The sequence below is a fragment of the Bradyrhizobium erythrophlei genome (assembly GCF_900129505.1).
GTDB lineage: Bacteria > Pseudomonadota > Alphaproteobacteria > Rhizobiales > Xanthobacteraceae > Bradyrhizobium > Bradyrhizobium erythrophlei_D.
This window is the reverse complement of the sequence record NZ_LT670818.1, coordinates 7,440,701-7,459,861: the sequence shown is the minus strand read 5'-3', so window position 1 is coordinate 7,459,861 and position 19,161 is coordinate 7,440,701. Positions and strand designations below refer to the sequence as shown.

At 58.6% G+C, this 19,161-nt stretch carries 11 protein-coding genes; 6 read left to right on the top strand and 5 right to left on the bottom strand.

From position 1 onward, the window contains the following. Positions 1-164: 164 nt before the first annotated feature. Positions 165-1,346 (top strand): hypothetical protein, encoded by a 1,182-nt coding sequence (locus B5525_RS45945; RefSeq protein WP_197687875.1) that lies wholly within the window; start codon positions 165-167, stop codon positions 1,344-1,346. 316 nt (positions 1,347-1,662) lie between these two features. Here B5525_RS45945 and B5525_RS34930 read toward each other — a convergent pair whose 3' ends face one another. Beyond that, a complete protein-coding gene (locus B5525_RS34930; RefSeq protein WP_079570415.1) occupies positions 1,663-3,171 on the bottom strand; it encodes an amidohydrolase family protein in 1,509 nt (502 codons plus the stop codon). 513 nt (positions 3,172-3,684) lie between these two features. On the opposite strand from B5525_RS34930, the gene B5525_RS34925 reads away from it, so the two are divergent. The 4 genes from B5525_RS34925 (at position 3,685) to ltrA (ending at position 10,859) form a co-directional block, all read left to right on the top strand. Continuing rightward, positions 3,685-4,689: a hypothetical protein gene (locus tag B5525_RS34925; protein WP_154073626.1), complete on the top strand. Its 1,005-nt coding sequence runs from the start codon at positions 3,685-3,687 to the stop codon at positions 4,687-4,689. Between the two features lie 1,885 nt (positions 4,690-6,574). Beyond that, complete coding sequence (locus tag B5525_RS34920) at positions 6,575-7,768, top strand: MFS transporter (RefSeq protein WP_079570412.1); 1,194 nt, start codon at positions 6,575-6,577, stop codon at positions 7,766-7,768. A gap of 3 nt (positions 7,769-7,771) precedes the next feature. Next, on the top strand, positions 7,772-9,022 hold the full coding sequence (locus B5525_RS34915) for an arsenic transporter (RefSeq protein WP_079570410.1): 1,251 nt from the start codon (positions 7,772-7,774) through the stop codon (positions 9,020-9,022). 511 nt (positions 9,023-9,533) lie between these two features. Continuing rightward, on the top strand, positions 9,534-10,859 hold the full coding sequence (gene ltrA / locus B5525_RS34910) for a group II intron reverse transcriptase/maturase (protein ID WP_172899993.1): 1,326 nt from the start codon (positions 9,534-9,536) through the stop codon (positions 10,857-10,859). Between the two features lie 1,045 nt (positions 10,860-11,904). On the opposite strand, the gene B5525_RS34905 is transcribed toward ltrA, so the two are convergent. From B5525_RS34905 to B5525_RS34890, 4 genes are all read right to left on the bottom strand, one after another. Further along, positions 11,905-14,436 (bottom strand): hypothetical protein, encoded by a 2,532-nt coding sequence (locus tag B5525_RS34905; RefSeq protein ID WP_079570409.1) that lies wholly within the window; start codon positions 14,434-14,436, stop codon positions 11,905-11,907. A gap of 351 nt (positions 14,437-14,787) precedes the next feature. Continuing rightward, entirely contained in the window at positions 14,788-15,816 is a 1,029-nt protein-coding gene (locus B5525_RS34900) for an SIS domain-containing protein (RefSeq protein WP_079570407.1), read from the bottom strand. Then, positions 15,803-16,696 (bottom strand): N-acetylmuramic acid 6-phosphate etherase, encoded by an 894-nt coding sequence (locus B5525_RS34895; RefSeq protein WP_079570406.1) that lies wholly within the window; start codon positions 16,694-16,696, stop codon positions 15,803-15,805. The genes B5525_RS34900 and B5525_RS34895 overlap by 14 nt, the downstream gene beginning before the upstream one ends. Next, a complete protein-coding gene (locus B5525_RS34890; RefSeq protein ID WP_079570404.1) occupies positions 16,690-17,625 on the bottom strand; it encodes a BadF/BadG/BcrA/BcrD ATPase family protein in 936 nt (311 codons plus the stop codon). The genes B5525_RS34895 and B5525_RS34890 overlap by 7 nt, the downstream gene beginning before the upstream one ends. Positions 17,626-17,804: 179 nt before the next feature. Here B5525_RS34890 and nagA point away from each other — a divergent pair, with 179 nt between their 5' ends. Further along, positions 17,805-18,977, top strand: a complete 1,173-nt coding sequence (gene nagA, locus B5525_RS34885) for an N-acetylglucosamine-6-phosphate deacetylase (RefSeq protein ID WP_079570403.1) — start codon at positions 17,805-17,807, stop codon at positions 18,975-18,977. Positions 18,978-19,161: the final 184 nt, after the last annotated feature.

Genomic DNA, 19,161 nt, shown 5'->3' with positions numbered 1-19,161 from the left:
CTTGGACTAAAGCTGATCTGAAGTTGGCCAAATTCGTCCCGTGCGCGCGCTGTTTCGCCGCACGAGTCCATTCATGCCACTTTCGGACGCCCCGCACACTGGGCGTTGCTCGTCGGAAAGAGAGCTCTTAATGTTGGTATACGTTGGACAGGAAGGGACGAAAAATGATCACCAGCGGCCTGCTCGTCGCCAGCCAATTTGACCATACCGTCCGGGAGTACGACGGGACAACTGGAGCCTTTGTCAGGGTGGCCGCGTCCGCCCTGGGCGATCCGCTCGGCGTCGTTATCGGTCTCGACGGCAACCTCCTTGTCTCGGATGGCCAGACCAACCAGGTGAAGCGGTACGACAGCGGGACCGGCGCGTTCATCGACGTGTTTGCGTCAGCCAACCTGGCAGGTCCAACGGGCATGGCCATCCACCAGGGCGTGCTCTACGTAACCAACTCGAACCCCCCTCAAGGCGTCCAGAAGTTCGACGCCACCACGGGTGTGAACACCGGCAACTTTGTTCCCTCGCTCGCCAACGCCAGCCCGCGGGACGTGAAGGTCAATCCCGCGAACAACCGCCTTTACGTGCTCTACTACAACGCCGCGACCGTCGAGACATTCGATCTCACGACCATGGCGTCGCTCGGCCTGCTGATGCCCGCTGGTAGCCCGCTCGGCTCCGGCGGGCTGTATACGCCATCGGCCATGGCGTTTGGCCCCGACGGCAATCTCTACATTTCTGGCGGCACGTTCGGAGGTAATCTTGGCGTCCGCCGCTACAACCCGACGACGGGCGCATTCATCGACTTCTTCGCCAATACCGGCAGCGACCTCTACTCCCCAATCGGAATCACGTTTGGTCCCGACAACAACCTCTACGTTGCCACAAGCGCTTTTGCTAATGTGATGCGCTTCAATTATCCAGCCGGGACTTTCATGGACTTCTTCGTTCCTAACGGCGGTGGTGGGCTGACAGCGCCGTTCCACCTGACGTTTGGGGTCGGCCCGTCCTCAGTTCTCACGTACACCTTGCATCGAGATTGCCTACACAACGCAGACGATCCCGGCATGCGCTGGCAGATTGAGGGCGGCAAAGTGCTGGAGAATGACAGGCACGTAGCCAACTACTCCAGCGTGAAGCGGGTGAGCTGCGGGACGACGGAGCAGAACACTGCCCAACTGTGGGTTACGCTCTTCTTCCTCGGTGGGAAGCCGCCCGAGAACATCACTCTGCATGGTGCCCATGACTTCCATAGCGGAGGCGAGATCGGGAGTGTAAGCGCGGCATCATCGGCTTTTTCGGGGCAGATAGGAAAGCAGTTCAAACGCGTCGCAAACACTCTGACCATCGGTTAACGCCAAGTACGGGGGACACAAGAGCGGGCCGGACACATTCCTTGCTAACCGAGAGCGCGTGGCATCTCTGCAGCTCCCGTGAGTTATTCCGCCAAACTGGGTCGGGGGTGGTCAAATCTCTGGCGAGATCAGGGTGCGGACCGGTGGTCCTGGTTCACACGCAAAAATTTTGATTTTTTTCAAAAGGAAAAACCCACTTTGTAAGAACTTTCGAAGTGGCAGAAGAGGACGTTTACATTTGTCCTGCCGACGAAAGGCAGCCGCGGGCTTGCTGCGCGGCGAAGCTTGCCCGCTCCGCCGCCGCAGCCGTTGGCACTTAGGCGGCGCGAACGTAGCCGTAGCGGAGGTTCGAGGGTTGCTTCGCAGCTTGTGTGTACTCGTTCTTGAGCGCCGCGAGGCGGTCCTCGGAAAAGACCGGCATCCTGGTGTTATCGGCCGCCTTCAGCTTGATCTTGTAAAATCTGGTTGCGTTGCCCGCGAAGATCAGCTGCTTGGTGGCGCTGTTGGCGTCGCCGAGCGGCGCAAAGCCGTACTTCTTCTGCATGTCCTCCGGGATTTCGAGCCGGCGCAGCGCCTCGATCTGCCACTGCGGTGAGCCGTACCAGACCGAGTCCGTGCCCCACATCACGTGGTCGACCCCCATGCCCTTGATCAGCGTGCCGACCAGCGCGGCGCAAAACTTCGGATGCGCCACCGCCGAATTGGCAAAGGACGTGCCGATCTCGGCATAGACATTGGTGACGCCGAACTTCTGTGGGATTTCCGCGAGATCCGAGGCCCATTGGATGCGGCCGGTCTGCTCGAATTCCGCCCACGCCTTGTCCGGAAGTTCGAGGAACGGCCGTAGCGCCGAGTGATAGATCACGAAGTTCATCTGCGGCCAATCCTTGGCAGCCTTTCCGATGTCCCACGCGGTTGCGTATTCCCACACGCCAGCGAACGACTTCTCGTAATCGGGCGGCAGCAGCCCCTTGTGGATACAAAGCGTGTTGATGCCGGCCTTAACCGCTTTTTCGTAGAACGGATACATCACCTGCTCGTCGTCGAGCCGCCATGGGAACTTGGAGGGCGCCAGCGGGTCGCCGATCGTGTAAGACTTCCAGGAATCCGGCTTGTAGACCTCGATTGCCTTGTCGACCTCCTCCATCCAGCCGGGCTGCTTGGGGGTGATGACGCTGTGCGCCAGCAGACGGGGCGAGCCCGCGAAGTCGTTGATTAGCTCGCGCGCCTTGACGATCTGCTCGTTGGACAGAAGCCACCAGCTCGGATCGTCGAACGGCGCGCCGCTCAAGAGCGCCATGTTGGTGTCGCTGTCGTAATAGATCTCCTGCACATAGTTCTGGAACTTGTAGCGGGCGAGCGAGGAGACGCCCTCCTCCTTCATCTTCGGGTTCCAGTGCTGGCTCGCAAAGTCCGCCAGACCCAAGAGCTCCTTGTGATCGAAGTCGTCGCGCACGAAATGGGTCTGGACGTCGAAGATGAACTGGCCGGCGAGGCCTTGCGCGCGCGCCAGCATCAGCTCGGGCTCGCGGGCCTCCGCGGGCGCGACCTGGAAAATATTGCCGTAGATGTCATTCATGGCGAGGAATGCCGCCGCCATGCCGCAGCTCGTGTGCAGGAACTGCCTGCGGCTCAAGCCGAGGTGCTTGCCGTTCACATCGGCCAGCTCGTTGATCCGCGCCTCGACCTTCTTCTGCGTAGCGCTCTGCGGGGGCGGAAGATACTCGCCGTTGGAAACAATCTGAGTGGGAATCGGCGTTGCCGCCGATGCCGTCTCCGCGCCCGCGACGAGACGCTGTTCTCGCTCACTAAGCCAGGTACTCATTGCTCTCCTCCCTTTTGGCCATCGACAGTGTTGGTCGGTGCGCGCATGAGGCTGCGCGTTTGTCCGCTCCCGAACAGTTAGGTGGAACGACCAGGCGTACCCTCCTTGTTTAGCTATGCGTGAAGCCATCACACTCGCCTCACGCCCGGGCGAGTCTCTTCATCGCTTCATCCAGCGAAGAGCGCAGGCACACCCGAAAAGCTACTTGCGGTAGGGGCGTATTATCGCTGAATTCAATGCTCAAACTTCCATTGGCGCAAGCGATGTAATCCGACAGTCACACTGGCCCAACGCCGCACCAATACGACTGCACGGTGAAAATCAAGCACAAGGGCTGAGTACAAAACCTGACCCCTCCCCATGCGAGTCCCATGCGAGGAGGGGTCAACGCTCTATCGCATCTTGGCGACTTGCATCGCGGCGTGAGGCGTCGGATGATCAGGGTATCGTAGCGGCCGATGGGGACGCCGCTCAACAGGTGGAGTGATAGTATTTTGACATAGGGAGGGCGCGATGGCTTGTATTGCTTGGCGTACGATAATACCCGGCTTCCTGCTCCTGCTCGCGACATGTTCTGAAGGGTGGGCCGCCTACGTCGGCGACCGCTACTTCCCTTCGACCTTGGCGACCACCGTTCCCACCGCGGCCGACTTCTATAATCCGCCCTACTTTGTGAAGCTGCCCGACACCGCCACCACACCCTCTACGCGCGAATTCGACATTCCCACCACCTACAGCAGACTTGTTACCAAAGACTGGGCGGTATTCTTCACCGAGACCTTTCGCGTCATCGAAGACGCCAACAGGGGCACGCGCTCGGGCTTCGACAATCTCGTGATCGGCACCCAGTATCAGCTCTATACCAACCCCGAGCACCAATTCGTCGTCACCGTGGGCGGCACGGCGGCGATCGGCGGCACCGGAGCGCCCGGAATCGCCTCGACTTTCTCCACGCTGACGCCGACCGTCTATGTCGGCAAGGGCTTCGGCGATCTGCCGGATTCGGCGGCGTGGCTGCGGCCGCTCACGATCAGTGCCACGGCCGCCGTCGCGGTGCCAACCGACGCGTCCACCTTGACTTCGACTTCATTAGGTTCGGTCAATATCCCCTTAGAGACAGGCGCTTTCAATAGTCTGTCGACGCTGCCCACCGGCCCGACCACGCTCGCCGCGACGGTCAACCCGAAGATCCTGCAGTTGGGCTTTGCGCTGGAATACAGCCTGGTCACCAATGAGTATACCGGACCCAACCGTACCGGGACCCGCTACCCGCAGGGATGGGTTCCCCTGGTTGAATTCACAACGTCGACACCGCTCAACGGGCCGCTCGCCGGAAGGACGACCGGCACCGTCAATCCCGGCGTCATCTGGGTGAGCCGCTATCTCCAGGTCGCCGCAGAGGCGATCATCCCGATGGATGCCCATTCCGGCCGCGACATAGGTGGCCGCCTACAGGCCCACTTGTATCTTCCCGCGATCTTTCCCGATTTTTACGCCAAGCCGGTCTTCGGTAACTGAGCGCGCGCCGTATGCGCGACATTGACCAGGTCTGAATTTGGCAGTGCGCCCCGAAGGCGCGGATCACTAGTGGAGGAAGATTCCACCCAGAGAGTTGACGATTGATCTGGTAGCTGACGAGCGGTTCGGCCGGGTAACCGGCAGGGCTGGAGCCTCGTGACAAAGGCCGCTTTTAGGCGGTTGAGCAATCCGGCGGGCCGTAACGTGAGTGAAGCCTGAGCAGGCCTCGAAAGTGACAATGCGGATGCCGACCCTCCTGCCATTTGGGGAAGGCTGTATGAGCGGGGAAGCAATCGACACGCGCACCCGCTTGATCCGCCGGGGTAGTGGGCACGGCACGTCCGAAAGGTGGTTCGGGTAATCGGGGGAGACCCGTCAAGGGTGAGGGTAGCGGCCTCAACGTCGCGAAAGGCGGCGGCCATGGCGGGAGTCGGACGGGGTCGTATGACCGTTGAAGCCGGGTAATGCTGGCTGAGGAAAGGGCCCCGACTTCTGGTGCGCTTTCGAAGATGGCGAGGTCGTGGTGATTGGCGATGAGCCTGCAAACACCATTAACGACAGGCGCCGCCGGAGATTGCTGTGTCGAGGGGCGAAGGAGAGTTACTCACTGCGCCGAAGCCGCGTGCGGTTAGTTTGCTCTCCGTGTGCCTCACGGTGAAGCCAGTCGGAGAGCCGGATGCCTTAATCGGGCACGTCCGGTTCGATGAGCGTTGCGCCTTGCAAGCGCGTTGAAGTCTGCAGTCTGCAATGACGGCCGCGGCAAAGCCTAGCGAGCAGCCGCGAACCGAGTCTTGCGTGACGTCCGGTAACGGCCGTTGCGAAGCGTAGACAGGGAGGTTGTAGGCCGGAATGAAGTGAACGGGAATATAGCCCCGAAATCGAACGTGATCGGAGTAGCCGACCCCGTCGCTCAAAGGGGAAGGCGGAATCGCAGACCGCGACAACGCGAGCGGTCTGAGGTGCTCCCGGGGTTCGGTACCGCCAGCATGCAACCAAAGGAAGCAACGTGAACCAGGGAGATCCATTCGGTTCAAACGCAAGTTTGTAGGGCCCGACAAGCCGACAAGGTGAGGGAGGCCTGATGACCGAGTGGAAGTCAGACTGACTGGTAGTACTCCGAGGACGGGAGAGCCGGCCACATGGGGAAGCGGTCAGCGGTAGTTGAATTGTTCTTGGGCGACATGGGCTCCATTCAACGGGAGTTACGGCCTTCTACTCAGTGAGAAGATCAGCTGACCATGGAAACGAAACTTGAACAGATAGCAGTGAAAGCTGTGAACCAACTGCCGAAGAGCGTGGTGCGGGAAATCCGCACGCCACGTTCTGTGGGAGCCGGAGGCGGGTGACCGCCTCCGGCGACCCGGTGGGATGGGAAACGGAGCGTTGCCGAATGGCCCAAGCTACCGCGCCCATCCTCGACTCTACCAAAGCTGACGTAACCGCCCCTTTGGTGAATGTCCGTTGTTGAGGGAAGAGCAGACGTCAAAGATTTGCTGCTCGAGTCTACTTCAACCGGCGCTCGGCGCGTCGTCAGACCTTCGGGGTGGGGGTGGGTCAATTCTCTGGCGCGAAGAGGATGCGGACCGGTGGGCCTGGTTCATACGCAAAAAATTCGGAATTAAATCCGAAAAGCCCACCTTGGGACGACGCCCGATACACGTCGGTTTTCGGGAGAAAAGCGGACATCGCATTTTAAGCGCGTCAAGTCCGTTCAGGACCCGGAGCGGACGTGGAGCATTTCTGCGGACTAACATTTATTTTAATTGTTCAAACCCACATCGAAACTAGCTGCTGTTAGTATCTGTGTGAGGAGGCCGGTCTGGTCGAAAAGAGCTCGGGCACTAAGCCGCAAGTTATCGCGGCGCTCTTGTCACTGAACTTCTTTATGGCTGACATACAGGCGGGCATTGGTCCTTTCTTGGGCATATTTTTGCTGGCCCATGGCTGGGAAAGCGGCTTGATCGGTACCGTGATGAGCGTTGGCGGTATCGCGGGCATGATCATGACCACGCCAGCGGGCGCGATGATCGACGCGACGACGAACAAGCGCACCTTTGTCATCATCCCCGGCATCTTCACTGTCATTGCCTCCGCTGTCATCCTTGTCTCGCAGAGCTTCTGGGTTGTTGCCGCGTCGCAGGTAGCGACCGCGATAGCAGGGGCCGCGATCGTGCCTGCGGTCACGGGGATCACACTGGGGATCGTGCATCAGGCAGGTTTCAACAGGCAGAACGGTCGCAATCAGACTTTCAATCACGCCGGCAATGTGGTGGGCGCGGCCCTGTCTGGCTTCCTAGGATGGCAGTCTGGTTTCGGCGCGGTGTTCATTTTGGCGGCTGTGTTCGGTGCGCTGTCGATCATTTCGGTATCGATCATCCCTAAGAAAGCAATTGACGATCATGTTGCTCGAGGTTCAAGCGACGATAGCAGTCGGGAGCCGGCTAGCGCATGGCGGGTCTTGTTGGAATGCAGGCCACTTCTTGTTCTAGCTGCTGCTTTGGCGCTTTTCCATTTGGGCAATGCCGCAATGCTGCCGCTCTATGGTCTGGCGGTCGTCTCGGGACAAGAAGACAACGGTGCGGGCTTTGTGGCCATGACGATCGTCGTAGCGCAGGCCGTGATGATTGTCGCATCAATCGTAGCGATGCGAATGGCGGAGAAGGAAGGTTATTGGCTGGTCCTGCTCATATCGTTTCTCGCGCTGCCGGTTCGCGGATTGGTCGCGGCATCGGTGATCAAATACTGGGGGGTGTTTCCGGTGCAGGCGCTCGACGGCATTGGCGCGGGCTTGCAAAGCGTAGCCGTCCCGGGCCTCGTGGCTCGCATTCTGAATGGCACGGGGCGGGTCAATGTCGGCCAAGGTGCCGTAATGACCGTTCAAGGCGTAGGAGCTGCGCTAAGTCCAGCGATTGGCGGGTGGCTGGCGCAAGACCTTGGATATCCCGCGGCCTTTACGATCCTTGGATGCTTTGCCATTGGCTCAATCGTAATCTGGCTTTCGTTCGCCTCCGTGCTCAAACCAGCATGCGTGGGAAAGCCAACCGGTGACAGCGCCGCAGTTCCAGTCCCGGCGTCTTAACCGGTGAACCACAATACTCTGATCTTCTCTGTCGCTGCCTTCGCCACGCTTGGGGTGATCACGCGTCCGCTGCGGATACCAGAATATGTCTGGGCCGTGGTCGGCACGGTCGTGCTGATCGGGTTCGGCTTTCTTCCTTGGCGCATTGCGGTCGCCGCAGCGGCAAAGGGGATCGATGTCTATCTCTTTCTGATCGGCATGATGCTACTTGCCGAGGTCGGGCGTCAGGAAGGGCTGTTCGATTGGTTGGCAGCGCTCGCTGTTCGCTATGCGAGAGGTTCAGCGAGGCGACTATTCCTGATCATCTATGTCGTTGGCACACTTGTCACGGTGTTCCTGTCGAATGACGCGACAGCCGTCGTGCTGACGCCTGCCGTATATGCCGCTGCGACAGCCGCTCGGGTCGAGCCGCTGCCGTACCTTTTCATATGTGCGTTCATCGCCAATGCCGCGAGCTTTGTGCTGCCGATTTCCAATCCGGCGAACTTGGTTATCTTTGGCACCCATATGCCGCCGCTCGCACAGTGGCTCTATCAATTCACGCCGCCGTCGATTGCCTCTATCCTCGCTACCTATTTCCTCCTGCGGTTCACCCAGCGCGCCGCGATAGATCAGAAAATTTCCGAGGATTTCCCAACCGAGCCGCTTTCCGTTGGCGGTAAATGCGTTGCAGTCGGTATTGCTCTTACCGCTGTGGCACTTCTTGGCGCATCGTCCCTCGACCGGCAGCTTGGCTTGCCGACGTTCGTTGCAGGAACCGCAGTGACCATCATCGTGCTGATCATCAGTCGGCAGTCTCCGCTGCCTGTGTTGCGGGATATCTCATGGGGAGTGTTGCCGCTCGTTGCCGGACTGTTCATATTGGTCGCGGGTGTCGAGCAGACTGGAATCTTGAACTCGGTCACGCAAATGCTTCATAACGTGGCGGCATACTCGCCTCGGGATGCTTCTTTTGGTGCGGGCATCATCGTCGCTCTCGCTTCAAACCTGATGAACAACCTTCCGACTGGCTTGGTCGCTGCCACCGTCAGCCAAAGTGCTAATGTCCCCTTGCAAGTGACAAGCGGAATATTGATAGGCGTCGATCTTGGCCCCAACCTCTCTGTGACGGGTTCGCTCGCGACAATCCTGTGGCTAATCGCCCTGAGGCGAGAAGGCGAAGCTGTGACAGCGTGGCAGTTCCTGAAACTTGGGATTGTCGTCATGCCTCCAGCATTGGTGGTCGCCCTGTTGGCAATCAGGGCGGTGTCATAGTCAACGAATGTCAGCCTTTGGCGGTGCGCCCCGAAGGCGCGGATCACTAGTGGAGGAAGATTCCACCCAGAGAGTTGTCGATTGATCTGGTAGCTGACGAGCGGTTCGGCCGGGTAACCGGCAGGGCTGGAGCCTCGTGACAAAGGCCGCTTTAGGCGGTTGAGCAATCCGGCGGGCCGTAACGTGAGTGAAGCCTGAGCAGGCCTCGAAAGTGACAATGCGGATGCCGACCCTCCTGCCATTTGGGGAAGGCTGTATGAGCGGGGAAGCAATCGACACGCGCACCCGCTTGATCCGCCGGGGTAGTGGGCACGGCACGTCGGAAAGGTGGTTCGGGTAATCGGGGGAGACCCGTCAAGGGCGAGGGTAGCGGCCTCAACGTCGCGAAGGCGGCGGCCATGGCGGGAGTCGGACGGGGTCGTATGACCGTCGAAGCCGGGTAATGCTGGCTGAGGAAAGGGCCCTGACTTCTGGTGCGCTTTCGAAGATGGTGAGGTGAAGGTGATTGGCGATGAGCCTGGCAACACCGACAACGATCCGGACCCTTCAGAGAAAGCTATACCGCAAGGCGAAGGCGGAGCCTGCCTTCCGCTTCTACCTGCTCTACGACAAGATTTACCGAGCGGACATCCTGCGTCATGCCTATGCGCTGGCCCGAGCAAATGCGGGTGCGCCGGGTACGGACGGAATGACCTTTGCGGCGGTTGAGGCGTCGGGCCTGGAGAGGTGGCTGGCGGGCCTGCGCGAGGAACTGGTTTCGAAGGCGTACCGGCCCGATCCGGTGCGGCGGGTGTCCATACCGAAGCCGGACGGAGGCGAGCGACCGCTCGGCATTCCGACGATCCGGGATCGGGTGGTGCAGACCGCCGCCAAGCTCGTGCTGGAACCGATCTTCGAGGCGGACTTCGAGGACAATGCCTACGGCTACCGCCCCGTTCGCGGAGCGGTGGACGCGGTCAAGGAAGTGCACCGGCTGATCTGCCGGGGCCATACCGACGTGGTCGACGCCGACTTATCCCGCTACTTCGATTCGATTCCGCACGGCGAGCTTCTGAAATCAGTAGCTCGTCGCATCGTGGACCGGCACGTGCTCCGGCTGATCAAGCTGTGGCTGAAAGCGCCGATCGAGGAACGGGATGATGGCGACGGGACCCGGCGCATCGGTGGTGGCAAGAGCAACGCGCGCGGCACGCCACAGGGCGGCGTCGTGAGCCCACTGCTGGCCAACATCTACATGAATCGGTTCCTGAAGTATTGGCGGCTGACCGGGCGCGGGGAGGCGTTCCGGGCACACGTCATCGCGTATGCCGACGACTTCGTTATCCTCAGTCGCGGATGTGCGGCCGAGGCCCTGGCGTGGACGAAGGCGGTGATGACGCGGCTCGGGCTGACACTCAACGAGGCCAAGACCTCGTTGAAGAATGCTCGGCAAGAACGCTTCGACTTCCTCGGCTACTCGTTCGGACCTCACCGTTACAAAGCGAACGGTCATTGGTATCTGAGCGCGAGCCCGTCCAAGAAGAGCGTGCAACGGCTCAAAACGAAGGTTGGCAATCTGCTGGTGCCTGGCAACAACGATCCATGGCCCGAAGTGCGCGACACGCTGAACAGCTCTCTGCTTGGCTGGTCGAACTACTTCTGCCATGGAACGCGCCGATCGGCATTCCGCGGCATTGACCGATACGTTTATGAGCGCGTACGCGACTTCCTCGCCAGACGGCACAAAGTGGCAGGACGTGGCACACACCGGTTCTCTCTCGACGTTGTCTATGGACAACACGGTCTGCTGCGTCTCGAACGCCTACCCCTAACGGCCCCGCTGTGTGCCTCACGGTGAAATCAGTCGGAGAGCCGGATGCCTTAATCGGGCACGTCCGGTTCGATGAGCGTTGCGCCTTGCAAGCGCGTTGAAGTCTGCCGTCTGCGATGACGGCCGCGGCAAAGCCTAGCGAGCAGCCGCGAACCGAGTCTGGCGTGGCGTCCGGTAACGGCCGCTGCGAAGCGTAGACAGGGAGGTTGTAGGCCGGAATGAAGTGAACGGGAACATAGCCCCGAAATCGAACGTGATCGGAGTAGCCGACCCTGTCGCTCAAAGGGGAAGGCGGAATCGCAGGCCGCGACAACGCGAGCGGTCTGAGGTGCTCCCGGGGTTCGGTACCGCCAGCATGCAACCAAAGGGAGCAACGTGAACAAGGGAGATCCATCCGGTTCAGGCGCAAGCCTGTAGGACCTGCCAAGCCGAAGTGGTGAGAAGGGTCTGATGACCGGGTGGAAGTCAGACTGACTGATAGTACTCTGCGGTCGGGAGAGCCGGCCACATGGGGAAGCGGTCAGCGGTAGTTGAATTGTTCTTGGGCAACATGGGCTCCATTCAACGGGAGTTACGGCCTTCTACTCAGTGAGAAGATCAGCTGACCATGGAAACGAAACTTGAACAGATAGCAGTGAAAGCTGTGAACCAACTGCCGAAGAGCGTGGTGCGGGAAATCCGCACGCCACGTTCTGTGGGAGCCGGGGGCGGGCGACCGCCTCCGGCGACCCGGTGGGATGGGAAACGGAGCGTTGCCGAATGGCCCAAGCTACCGCGCCCATCCTCGACTCTACCAAAGCTGACGTAACCGCCCCTTTGGTGAATGTCCGTTGTTGAGGGAAGAGCAGACATCAAAGATTTGCTGCTTGAGGTCTACTTCAACCGGAACTAAGCGCGTCGTCAGACCTTCGGGGTGGGGGATGGTCAATCCTCTGGCGCAAAGAGGATGCGGACCGGTGGTCCTGGTTCACACGCAAAATTTTCGGGCTTTTTTTAAAAGGAAAAGCCCACTGAAGGAGAGCGCTTGACCGACGTGCTGTTCGGCAAAGGTATAAAGGTGACGTAAGCCGATCTACGTGAGGGGCGGCGGGATGGGAGGATTAGCTATACCGCTACCTGCTTCGGCGCCACTCTGCCTCGCAAGACGCCGCGCATGGCGTCTTTGCCAATATTGCCTGCGCGCTTGATCAAATGACGGCATGTCGAGATAGATTTGTTGGGTCGCATTTGCAAAAGCGAAAAGGGTCCGAGTATGGTTGTAGTCGGCGAATTTCGAGTGCTTGCCGCCCAGCTCCTTCCATGTCGAAGGGAGGTGGTGGTCCATTGTCAATTCGTGTGATGTCAGAAGAAGGACCGGATTCGTCGGCTCGCCGTAAGCGTTGACGCGTCGACCCCAAGTAACGAAGTTTCTCAGGATTTTCTTTTCAGCTTCAGTAAAGTGATCGCGCAACACCGCGAGCACAATAACCGCCTCCGGTAGTTTTTCAGCGACGGCTTTGAGCTTGGCCAGCTCGCTCGGTGTGATCAGCTCTCCCCGTCCGAGCGATTTAGCTTCGCCAATGAGAAGTTGCGGCGGACGATGTGTTTCCTGCATATGCTCATCGCCGTGCCATGCGATAAAGTCGACCTCGCGCTGAATCCCGTCGAAGTTAAGATTCATAGCTGTAGTGAAAGTCATGCGATCCATTGCCGATCTATAGCGGCTCAGCACACGTAGAGCCAGGAGAGAGCTGTATGAGCCTCGACCGTAGTCCGGAACGGAGAAGGGGCCTACTACGCGATAGGTCCAGTTGCGGTTATGGTCCCGTAACCCAGCCTGCGGAAAATCATAAGGCTTGAGACAGCGCTCGCAGACCACACGATAATCTACAGAGGTTAGTGTGCTCCAATTCTTCGCGTTGCAATGCGGGCAGTCTGTCTCGAGACCGAGCCGAATGATGTTGGCTTTGGTGAACTTTGCCAACTCTGACCCATGCGCCCCTTTTTCCTGACGCTGCGAGATCAAGTCTGTCCATTCCTTTAATCTTGCCGTCCTGAGTTCAAAATTTTCTTCAATCGTTTCGTGGTCGTTTCGTTTTCGCCGCAACCCGCCTGCCATCTTGTTGAGCAGCTTCAACGTCTCGAGATCGGCCAGCAGATGCACACCCCACAATCCGCCGAGGTGCTCCAACATTTGCTTGGCGATGTGCCCGGGTTCCGACAGCTCGGCCTTGATACCAAGCTGTTTAAGGGAACCGATAATTGCTTCCTCAGGATTCAGTAGCGAAACATAGTGGTCCAGATTCTTGAAGCGCTGTGGGTAAACCCATCCCTCACCTCCAATTGGAACGCGTTCACCGCCCATTGCAAGGCCTGGCCACGAGCGATCAAAAGTATTGAAGGGCAACAGTGCCGCAATGGTCTTGTTGCCGTAGTTTGATAATCGGAGGACATTGACCCATCGGTGCTCGCCCTTTCCGTGGCGACCGGAGAACTCCGGCTCTAGCGCTTCAAACGCGGTGTGCAGTCGCGGGCCATCCTTCTTGAGGATCAAATCAACTCTTTTTTCACTTGCAACGACTTTCAAGCGCCGGTCGCGATGAACTCGGTCGTTGCGATGGTCGATCCATATCGAATTCCGCCAATACTTCAGCGTCAAGGCGCCGGGCGAAAGCCCAGGCTTAATTTTTTTGATCAGCCTCTCAGCGTCCGTCTTTCTTATCGAACGGCCGAATTCTATCGTGGCATTGTGCATTACACCGTTCGGATTTCCGGCAACGGGTCGGTGCTGAGACTCGAGGAAGTCGTATATATCGTCTGCCAAGGCTTCGAACCACCCGATAGGAACGGGTAGGACAGGATGTGGCTCGAGCCTCAAATTCCAGAGGTCAATCAAATCGGTGGCGCGAGAGGGGTCGAAAACAAACAAAACCAGATCGTGGTACCAGTAACGTTCTGTGTTCAGACCATAGCGCGTAACGCGCAGGGGCGTTTCTGCGCCCCCACGGAAGACGCGTCGCCAAGTGTCCGGGGTCGCATCTATCGTTTCCGGCTTGTAGACATCCGTGTAGGCCTGCTGAATGTAGCTCATGTCCGGGGACGTCGGGTACGCGCCGAACACGGATTCTACGAGCGCATTGGCGCGCTGCGGTTTGACTAAGACGCTTTCCCCTTTGTCGCGGAGGATAAACTTCTGCTCAGTTTTGTAGATTTGCCCAAGCACATCATGGACGTTGAGACCGAACTCTGGCTCGGACCAACTTCGGTCTTGGTCCGGTTCGAACAACTCCTTCAGGGTAATCACTTGCGAATGAAATGTGTGGTCTTCGCGCAGCGCACCGAGACCCGCCTTTTCAAGAAGGCCCGCCTCAGCTTCGACGTACACGTCGGGTTCGAAGAACCGGACATATCCCTTGGCGACCGCTGCTCCCTTAAAGCGCTCGTAAACCTCGGATTTCCATTCGTTAGGCGGTTTGTTGAAAACTGGGATAATCGGATTGTAAACGCCTCCCCACAGGCACGTGCATGCACGCATGATCCTGCGGACGGAGGCAAGGTCGGCGGGATGCACGAGAAAGCCAATGCGGGTTGGCCTAAGCTGTATTTCGGCTGAGAGGTCGGACATGAGTCGTATCCTGCCCCATGTTACCGACGCGAATAAAGCCTTTGATTGCGATTACCCAAGCTCCATCGGCCCGAAATGAGCGTCGGGTTGGCCTGATTGAAAGCGACAGAGCCGCCATTTCCGGGGCCGTGACTGGCTTTCGTGGTGGTCGAACGATTGTGGGTTACCTGCGAGTCGTTCGCTCAGGCCTGTGGGTGGGGGTGGTCAATTCTCTGGCGCGATGAGGATGCGGACCGGTGGGCATAATTCGTGCGCAAAATTCTCGAGTTCTTTAAAAGGAAAAGCCCACTTGATTATTGCCTTCAGGTCGGACGTAGCAAGGGACCGATGAATGGAGCATCCCTAGCGGCATCAGAGGGTTTCTGTTATTTTGGTGAGATTTGGCGGATTGTCCGGATCAAAACCGCGATCCCGCGCAGCCTGCTCTATGGTAGCATAGGCTGGCAACAACATCGTAATCGCATCGCAAATTGGATCATCGTTTCCTATCCACGGAAGCGTTCCGCTTGGATCACCAACGGAAAAGACATTCAGCTTTCTGACACGAAGATCGGCGATCAAAGCATCGACCATGGCAGATGATCCGTCGTTCTGCCTCAACACGAGAAATGGAGTTTCAGTGCTGGCAGAAGCAAGTGGACCGTGCATTACCTCTGCTGCACTATAGCTTAATGTCGGTAGCCGCATCGTTTCGGCGATCTTAAGCCCGATCTCGCGCGCCGGTCCCAATCCAAATCCCCGCCCAATTACGAACGCTGCGCGTGCTGCTGCGAAACTGCCGCTCCAGGCTGACCAATCGCAGGTAAGCGCGTCACTGAATCTTCGCGGGAGCTGTGTGATCTTTTCGCCCAAAGCATGATCGGAGGTGAGCGATGCGATAAGTTGCACGCCTATCACCATCGACAGTACGACAGATTTTGTAGCGACGACTGAACGCTCTAGGCCAGCTCCAATCGGCAGCGTCAGTTCGCAGGCAAGAGCAACGGGCGATCTCACATCGTTTACAATAGCAACTGTCAGGGCCCCACTTTTTCTGGCCGATTGCGCTCCTGTCACAAGATCGGGACTACGACCGGATTGTGATATGACGATGAAAACGGCGTCCCGCATATCGATCGATTGTTTGTAGGTTGTCACGACTGAGGGAGCGGACGTCGAAACGAGTAAACCCGCCTGAGTTTCAAACAAATAGCGAAGAAGAGTTCCCGCATTTCCAGAGCTGCCGCGGCCTGAAATCACAATGACCCGTGGGTTGGCGTGGCGGATGCGATTTGCGACAGTTGTGATCAAATCATGTTCTGCCAGAAGGCGCTCAGTTGTAAGCGGGATCTCCCGGATCTCTCGAGCCATGGCTGTCTGGGCTCGGTCATGTTCGATCATGAGCCAACTCGTCGATAACTGATCTCAGATTGCCCTCGTGTTTGAGCAATGACTCGATGGCGTCGGTTTTTTCCCATCCTAGACCGAGTAGGACGGCAATTTTGACGTCACCCTCCGCGCGTTGAACGAATGTGGCAGCATCATCCTCGTCGCAACCCACGATCTGGCTAACGATGATTTCTGCACGGCGAAGAAGCTTCGCATTGCTTGCGCGCATGCTTACCATCAGACCCCGGTAGACGCGGCCCAGCTTGACCATCACGGCTGTAGAAAAGAGATTTAGGACGATCTTTTGGGCTGTTCCCGCTTGCAGCCGCGTCGAGCCTGCCAGCACCTCCGTCCCGGTCTCAATCAAGATACGATGGCGCGCTAGTTCAAAAAGCGGGGCGCCTCGGTTATTCGCCACTGCAATGCAGAGGGCTCCCCTCGCTCCTGCGGAACGTAGGGCTCCGACAGTGAACGGCGTCGTACCGCTCGCTGCGACAGCTATAACAACGTCGTTTTGATCAACGTTAGCTTGGGCAATAGCTTCTACCCCTTTTGCTTCGTTATCTTCGGCACCTTCAACGCTCTCCACTAGCGCTTGCATTCCTCCAGCCATCACGAAAACGATACGATCGCTTGGCCAATCGTATGTCGGACGAAGCTCCGCGCCGTCCTGAATGGCGATGCGACCGGAGGTGCCGGCACCCACGTAAACCAAGCGACCGCCGCGCTTGAGGGCCATCACCGCGTCATCTACGGCGGCATTTATCGCCGGCAGGGCCGGTCTCACAGCTGCGCAAGCGACGAGCTGTCCGTCATACAGGGCTTGGATCATGTCGCTAGTGGACCATGAATCGAGGTCGACGAACCGCGGGCTTATGTGCTCAGTCAGCATATCTGCGCACCTTCCCCTGCCGCCTCGCCTGGTGTTGGTGTGCGTCCTTCGCGACGGGCCAAAAGCAGGGCCCCGGCTACCGCGTCGCCTTCAGGCGGGGAAAGAAAGTGTAGGACGTCGGGTGAAAGCCATTGAACCAGACGCGATGCCAGACCCCCAAGGAGGGAGATACGCGGCGCACCGAACTCCACCAGTGAACCAATGAGCACGTCGACATGCCGGGCACCTTCGGCGACAATTTCTTCTGCGAACGGATCACCAGCCTCTGCGTAGCTTAAAGCAATTGGAGCCAAGCTTGCATACTCGGTCGCGGTCGCCTGTTCGGCCCAGGCGACTAACGTAGAGGCATCAGGCCCAAGCCGTCCCATGACCTCGAGCAAAAAGGGAGTCGGTCTAGCTCTGCCATCGTGTGCGCGAAGGGCGAGCCGCACGGCCTTTAGTCCGAGATCGGCACCACTGCCCTCATCGGAGATCGGGAAGCCGTATCCTCCGATACGGAGTTCGCGGCCTTTCACCCGAGCGAAGCCGATGCTGCCGGTGCCCAGAACGACAATGCCTCCATCGCGGCCACTGTGCGCTCCCAAGCAAGCGATGTTCGCGTCAGTCGCGTAGATGACGTTTCGAAACGGATGTGGGAAGCTCAGAAACGCCTCACGGGCCCCTTTACGATCAATTCCAGCCAATCCCACGCCGGCGCTCGTGTGAGCAAGGGCGGTCGGCAGCAGCCCGGCGTCGGTAGCGGCTGCCATACTCGCTGTTCGCACCGCCTGCATCGACCTATCCGCGCCGATTCGCGTTGCAGCGGGGCCGGCGGCGCCTTGACCCAGAAGACGACCTTCCGCATCTTCGATGCGAGCTCGGCAACTAGTTCCACCGCCGTCGACTCCGATATAAAATTGAGCGTGATCCGATGACCCGTATTTGCTCATTCGCTTACTCGCGAAAAATGGCGATGCTCAGTGCGCAAACGTTGTGGTAGCACCTTCCGGAACGTTTGCTAGCCCCCTGAGTTCCGCTCTCATGATTCCCGGGCTCCGAGCCGGTGCATCCTGCAGTTCGGCCAACGGATCGATCGGGCCGACCAACCGGCCAGTGAGGAAGTGAGGCGATGGGTCTGGAACCAGCCGAACACGCCCAAACGCACCAGTCGGCAATTTCGGCTGACCGTATTTTCGATGGATATCGATGGCACAATAATGCGGTCATCTTGATCGATCGTGGAGTGGTTCAGTGCATCGCGCCGCGCGATCAGACGTCAGGTGACTGGCGCACCGAAGTTATGCCGCCCGGGACGATGCTTGCGCCGGGCTTCATCGACCTGCAAGTCAACGGTGGCGGCGGCATTCTTCTCAATGATGAGCCAACGCCGGACGCGATGTGCGCGATTGCTCGAGCACATCGCCGGTACGGCACTACAAGCTGTTTACCTACATTGATAAGCGATACCCGCGTGAAGGCGACGGCCGCAATTGCTGCCGCAAAATTACTGGCCGGCACCGACGGAATCCTGGGTCTTCATCTCGAAGGTCCGTTTATTAGTCGCTTGCGCCCGGGGATTCATCGGGGCGACTGTATTCTGTCCGCGACAAGGGACGATCTGGATTGGCTCGGAGAGCTATCCACAGTCGGATCGTCCATGGTGACTCTGGCGCCAGAATGCGTACCTGCGGGGTTTGTGAAGACCCTCGCTTCGAGCGGAATTCGGGTGTCAGTTGGTCACAGCGAGGCAACTCCCGACACGTTGATAAGGGCCATCGACGAGGGGCTTAGTGGAGTTACACACCTATTCAATGCAATGCCCCCCATGAACGCCCGAGAACCTGGTATTGTTGGCGTGGCCCTTACGGACGAACGTCTTACAGCGGGCATTATTCTCGACGGTATACATGTCGATCCGCTCGTTGTGCGGGCCGTCTTTTCATCAAAAAATCGGAGCAACATTGCCCTTGTCAGTGATGCAATGCCCACCGTTGGCACCGAGCAAGACCATTTCGAACTCATGGGGAGGCAGATCCAGCTGCGGCACGGACGACTGGTCTCCGAAAACGGAACGCTTGCCGGCGCTCATCTCGACATGGCATCGGCTGTTAAAAATGCAGTAACGCTCGTGGGGACTTCCCTCGATGACGCACTTCGCGCCGCATCGCTCGTCCCGGCACGGTTTTTGGGAATCGAGCACCACCGCGGTAGGCTAAGTGCCGGGGCTCGAGCAGACATCGTTGCACTAACAACAAACCTCGATGTCCTGACGACTTGGTTAGCCGGTAAGCGGGCAAAGTGATAAGGCATATCTGCCTGGCCCTTGTTACAGATACCCGTAGTACGAATCGAGCACTCCGTGTATCCGTAACGCATGGCCGCGATAATTTGCGCAGACTGCCGAAAGACAAGCTTGATCGACAACGTGAAGGGTCGATGTGCGACCTGTTATTCTCGATACCTTCGTTCGAAAAAGCGGACAAAGG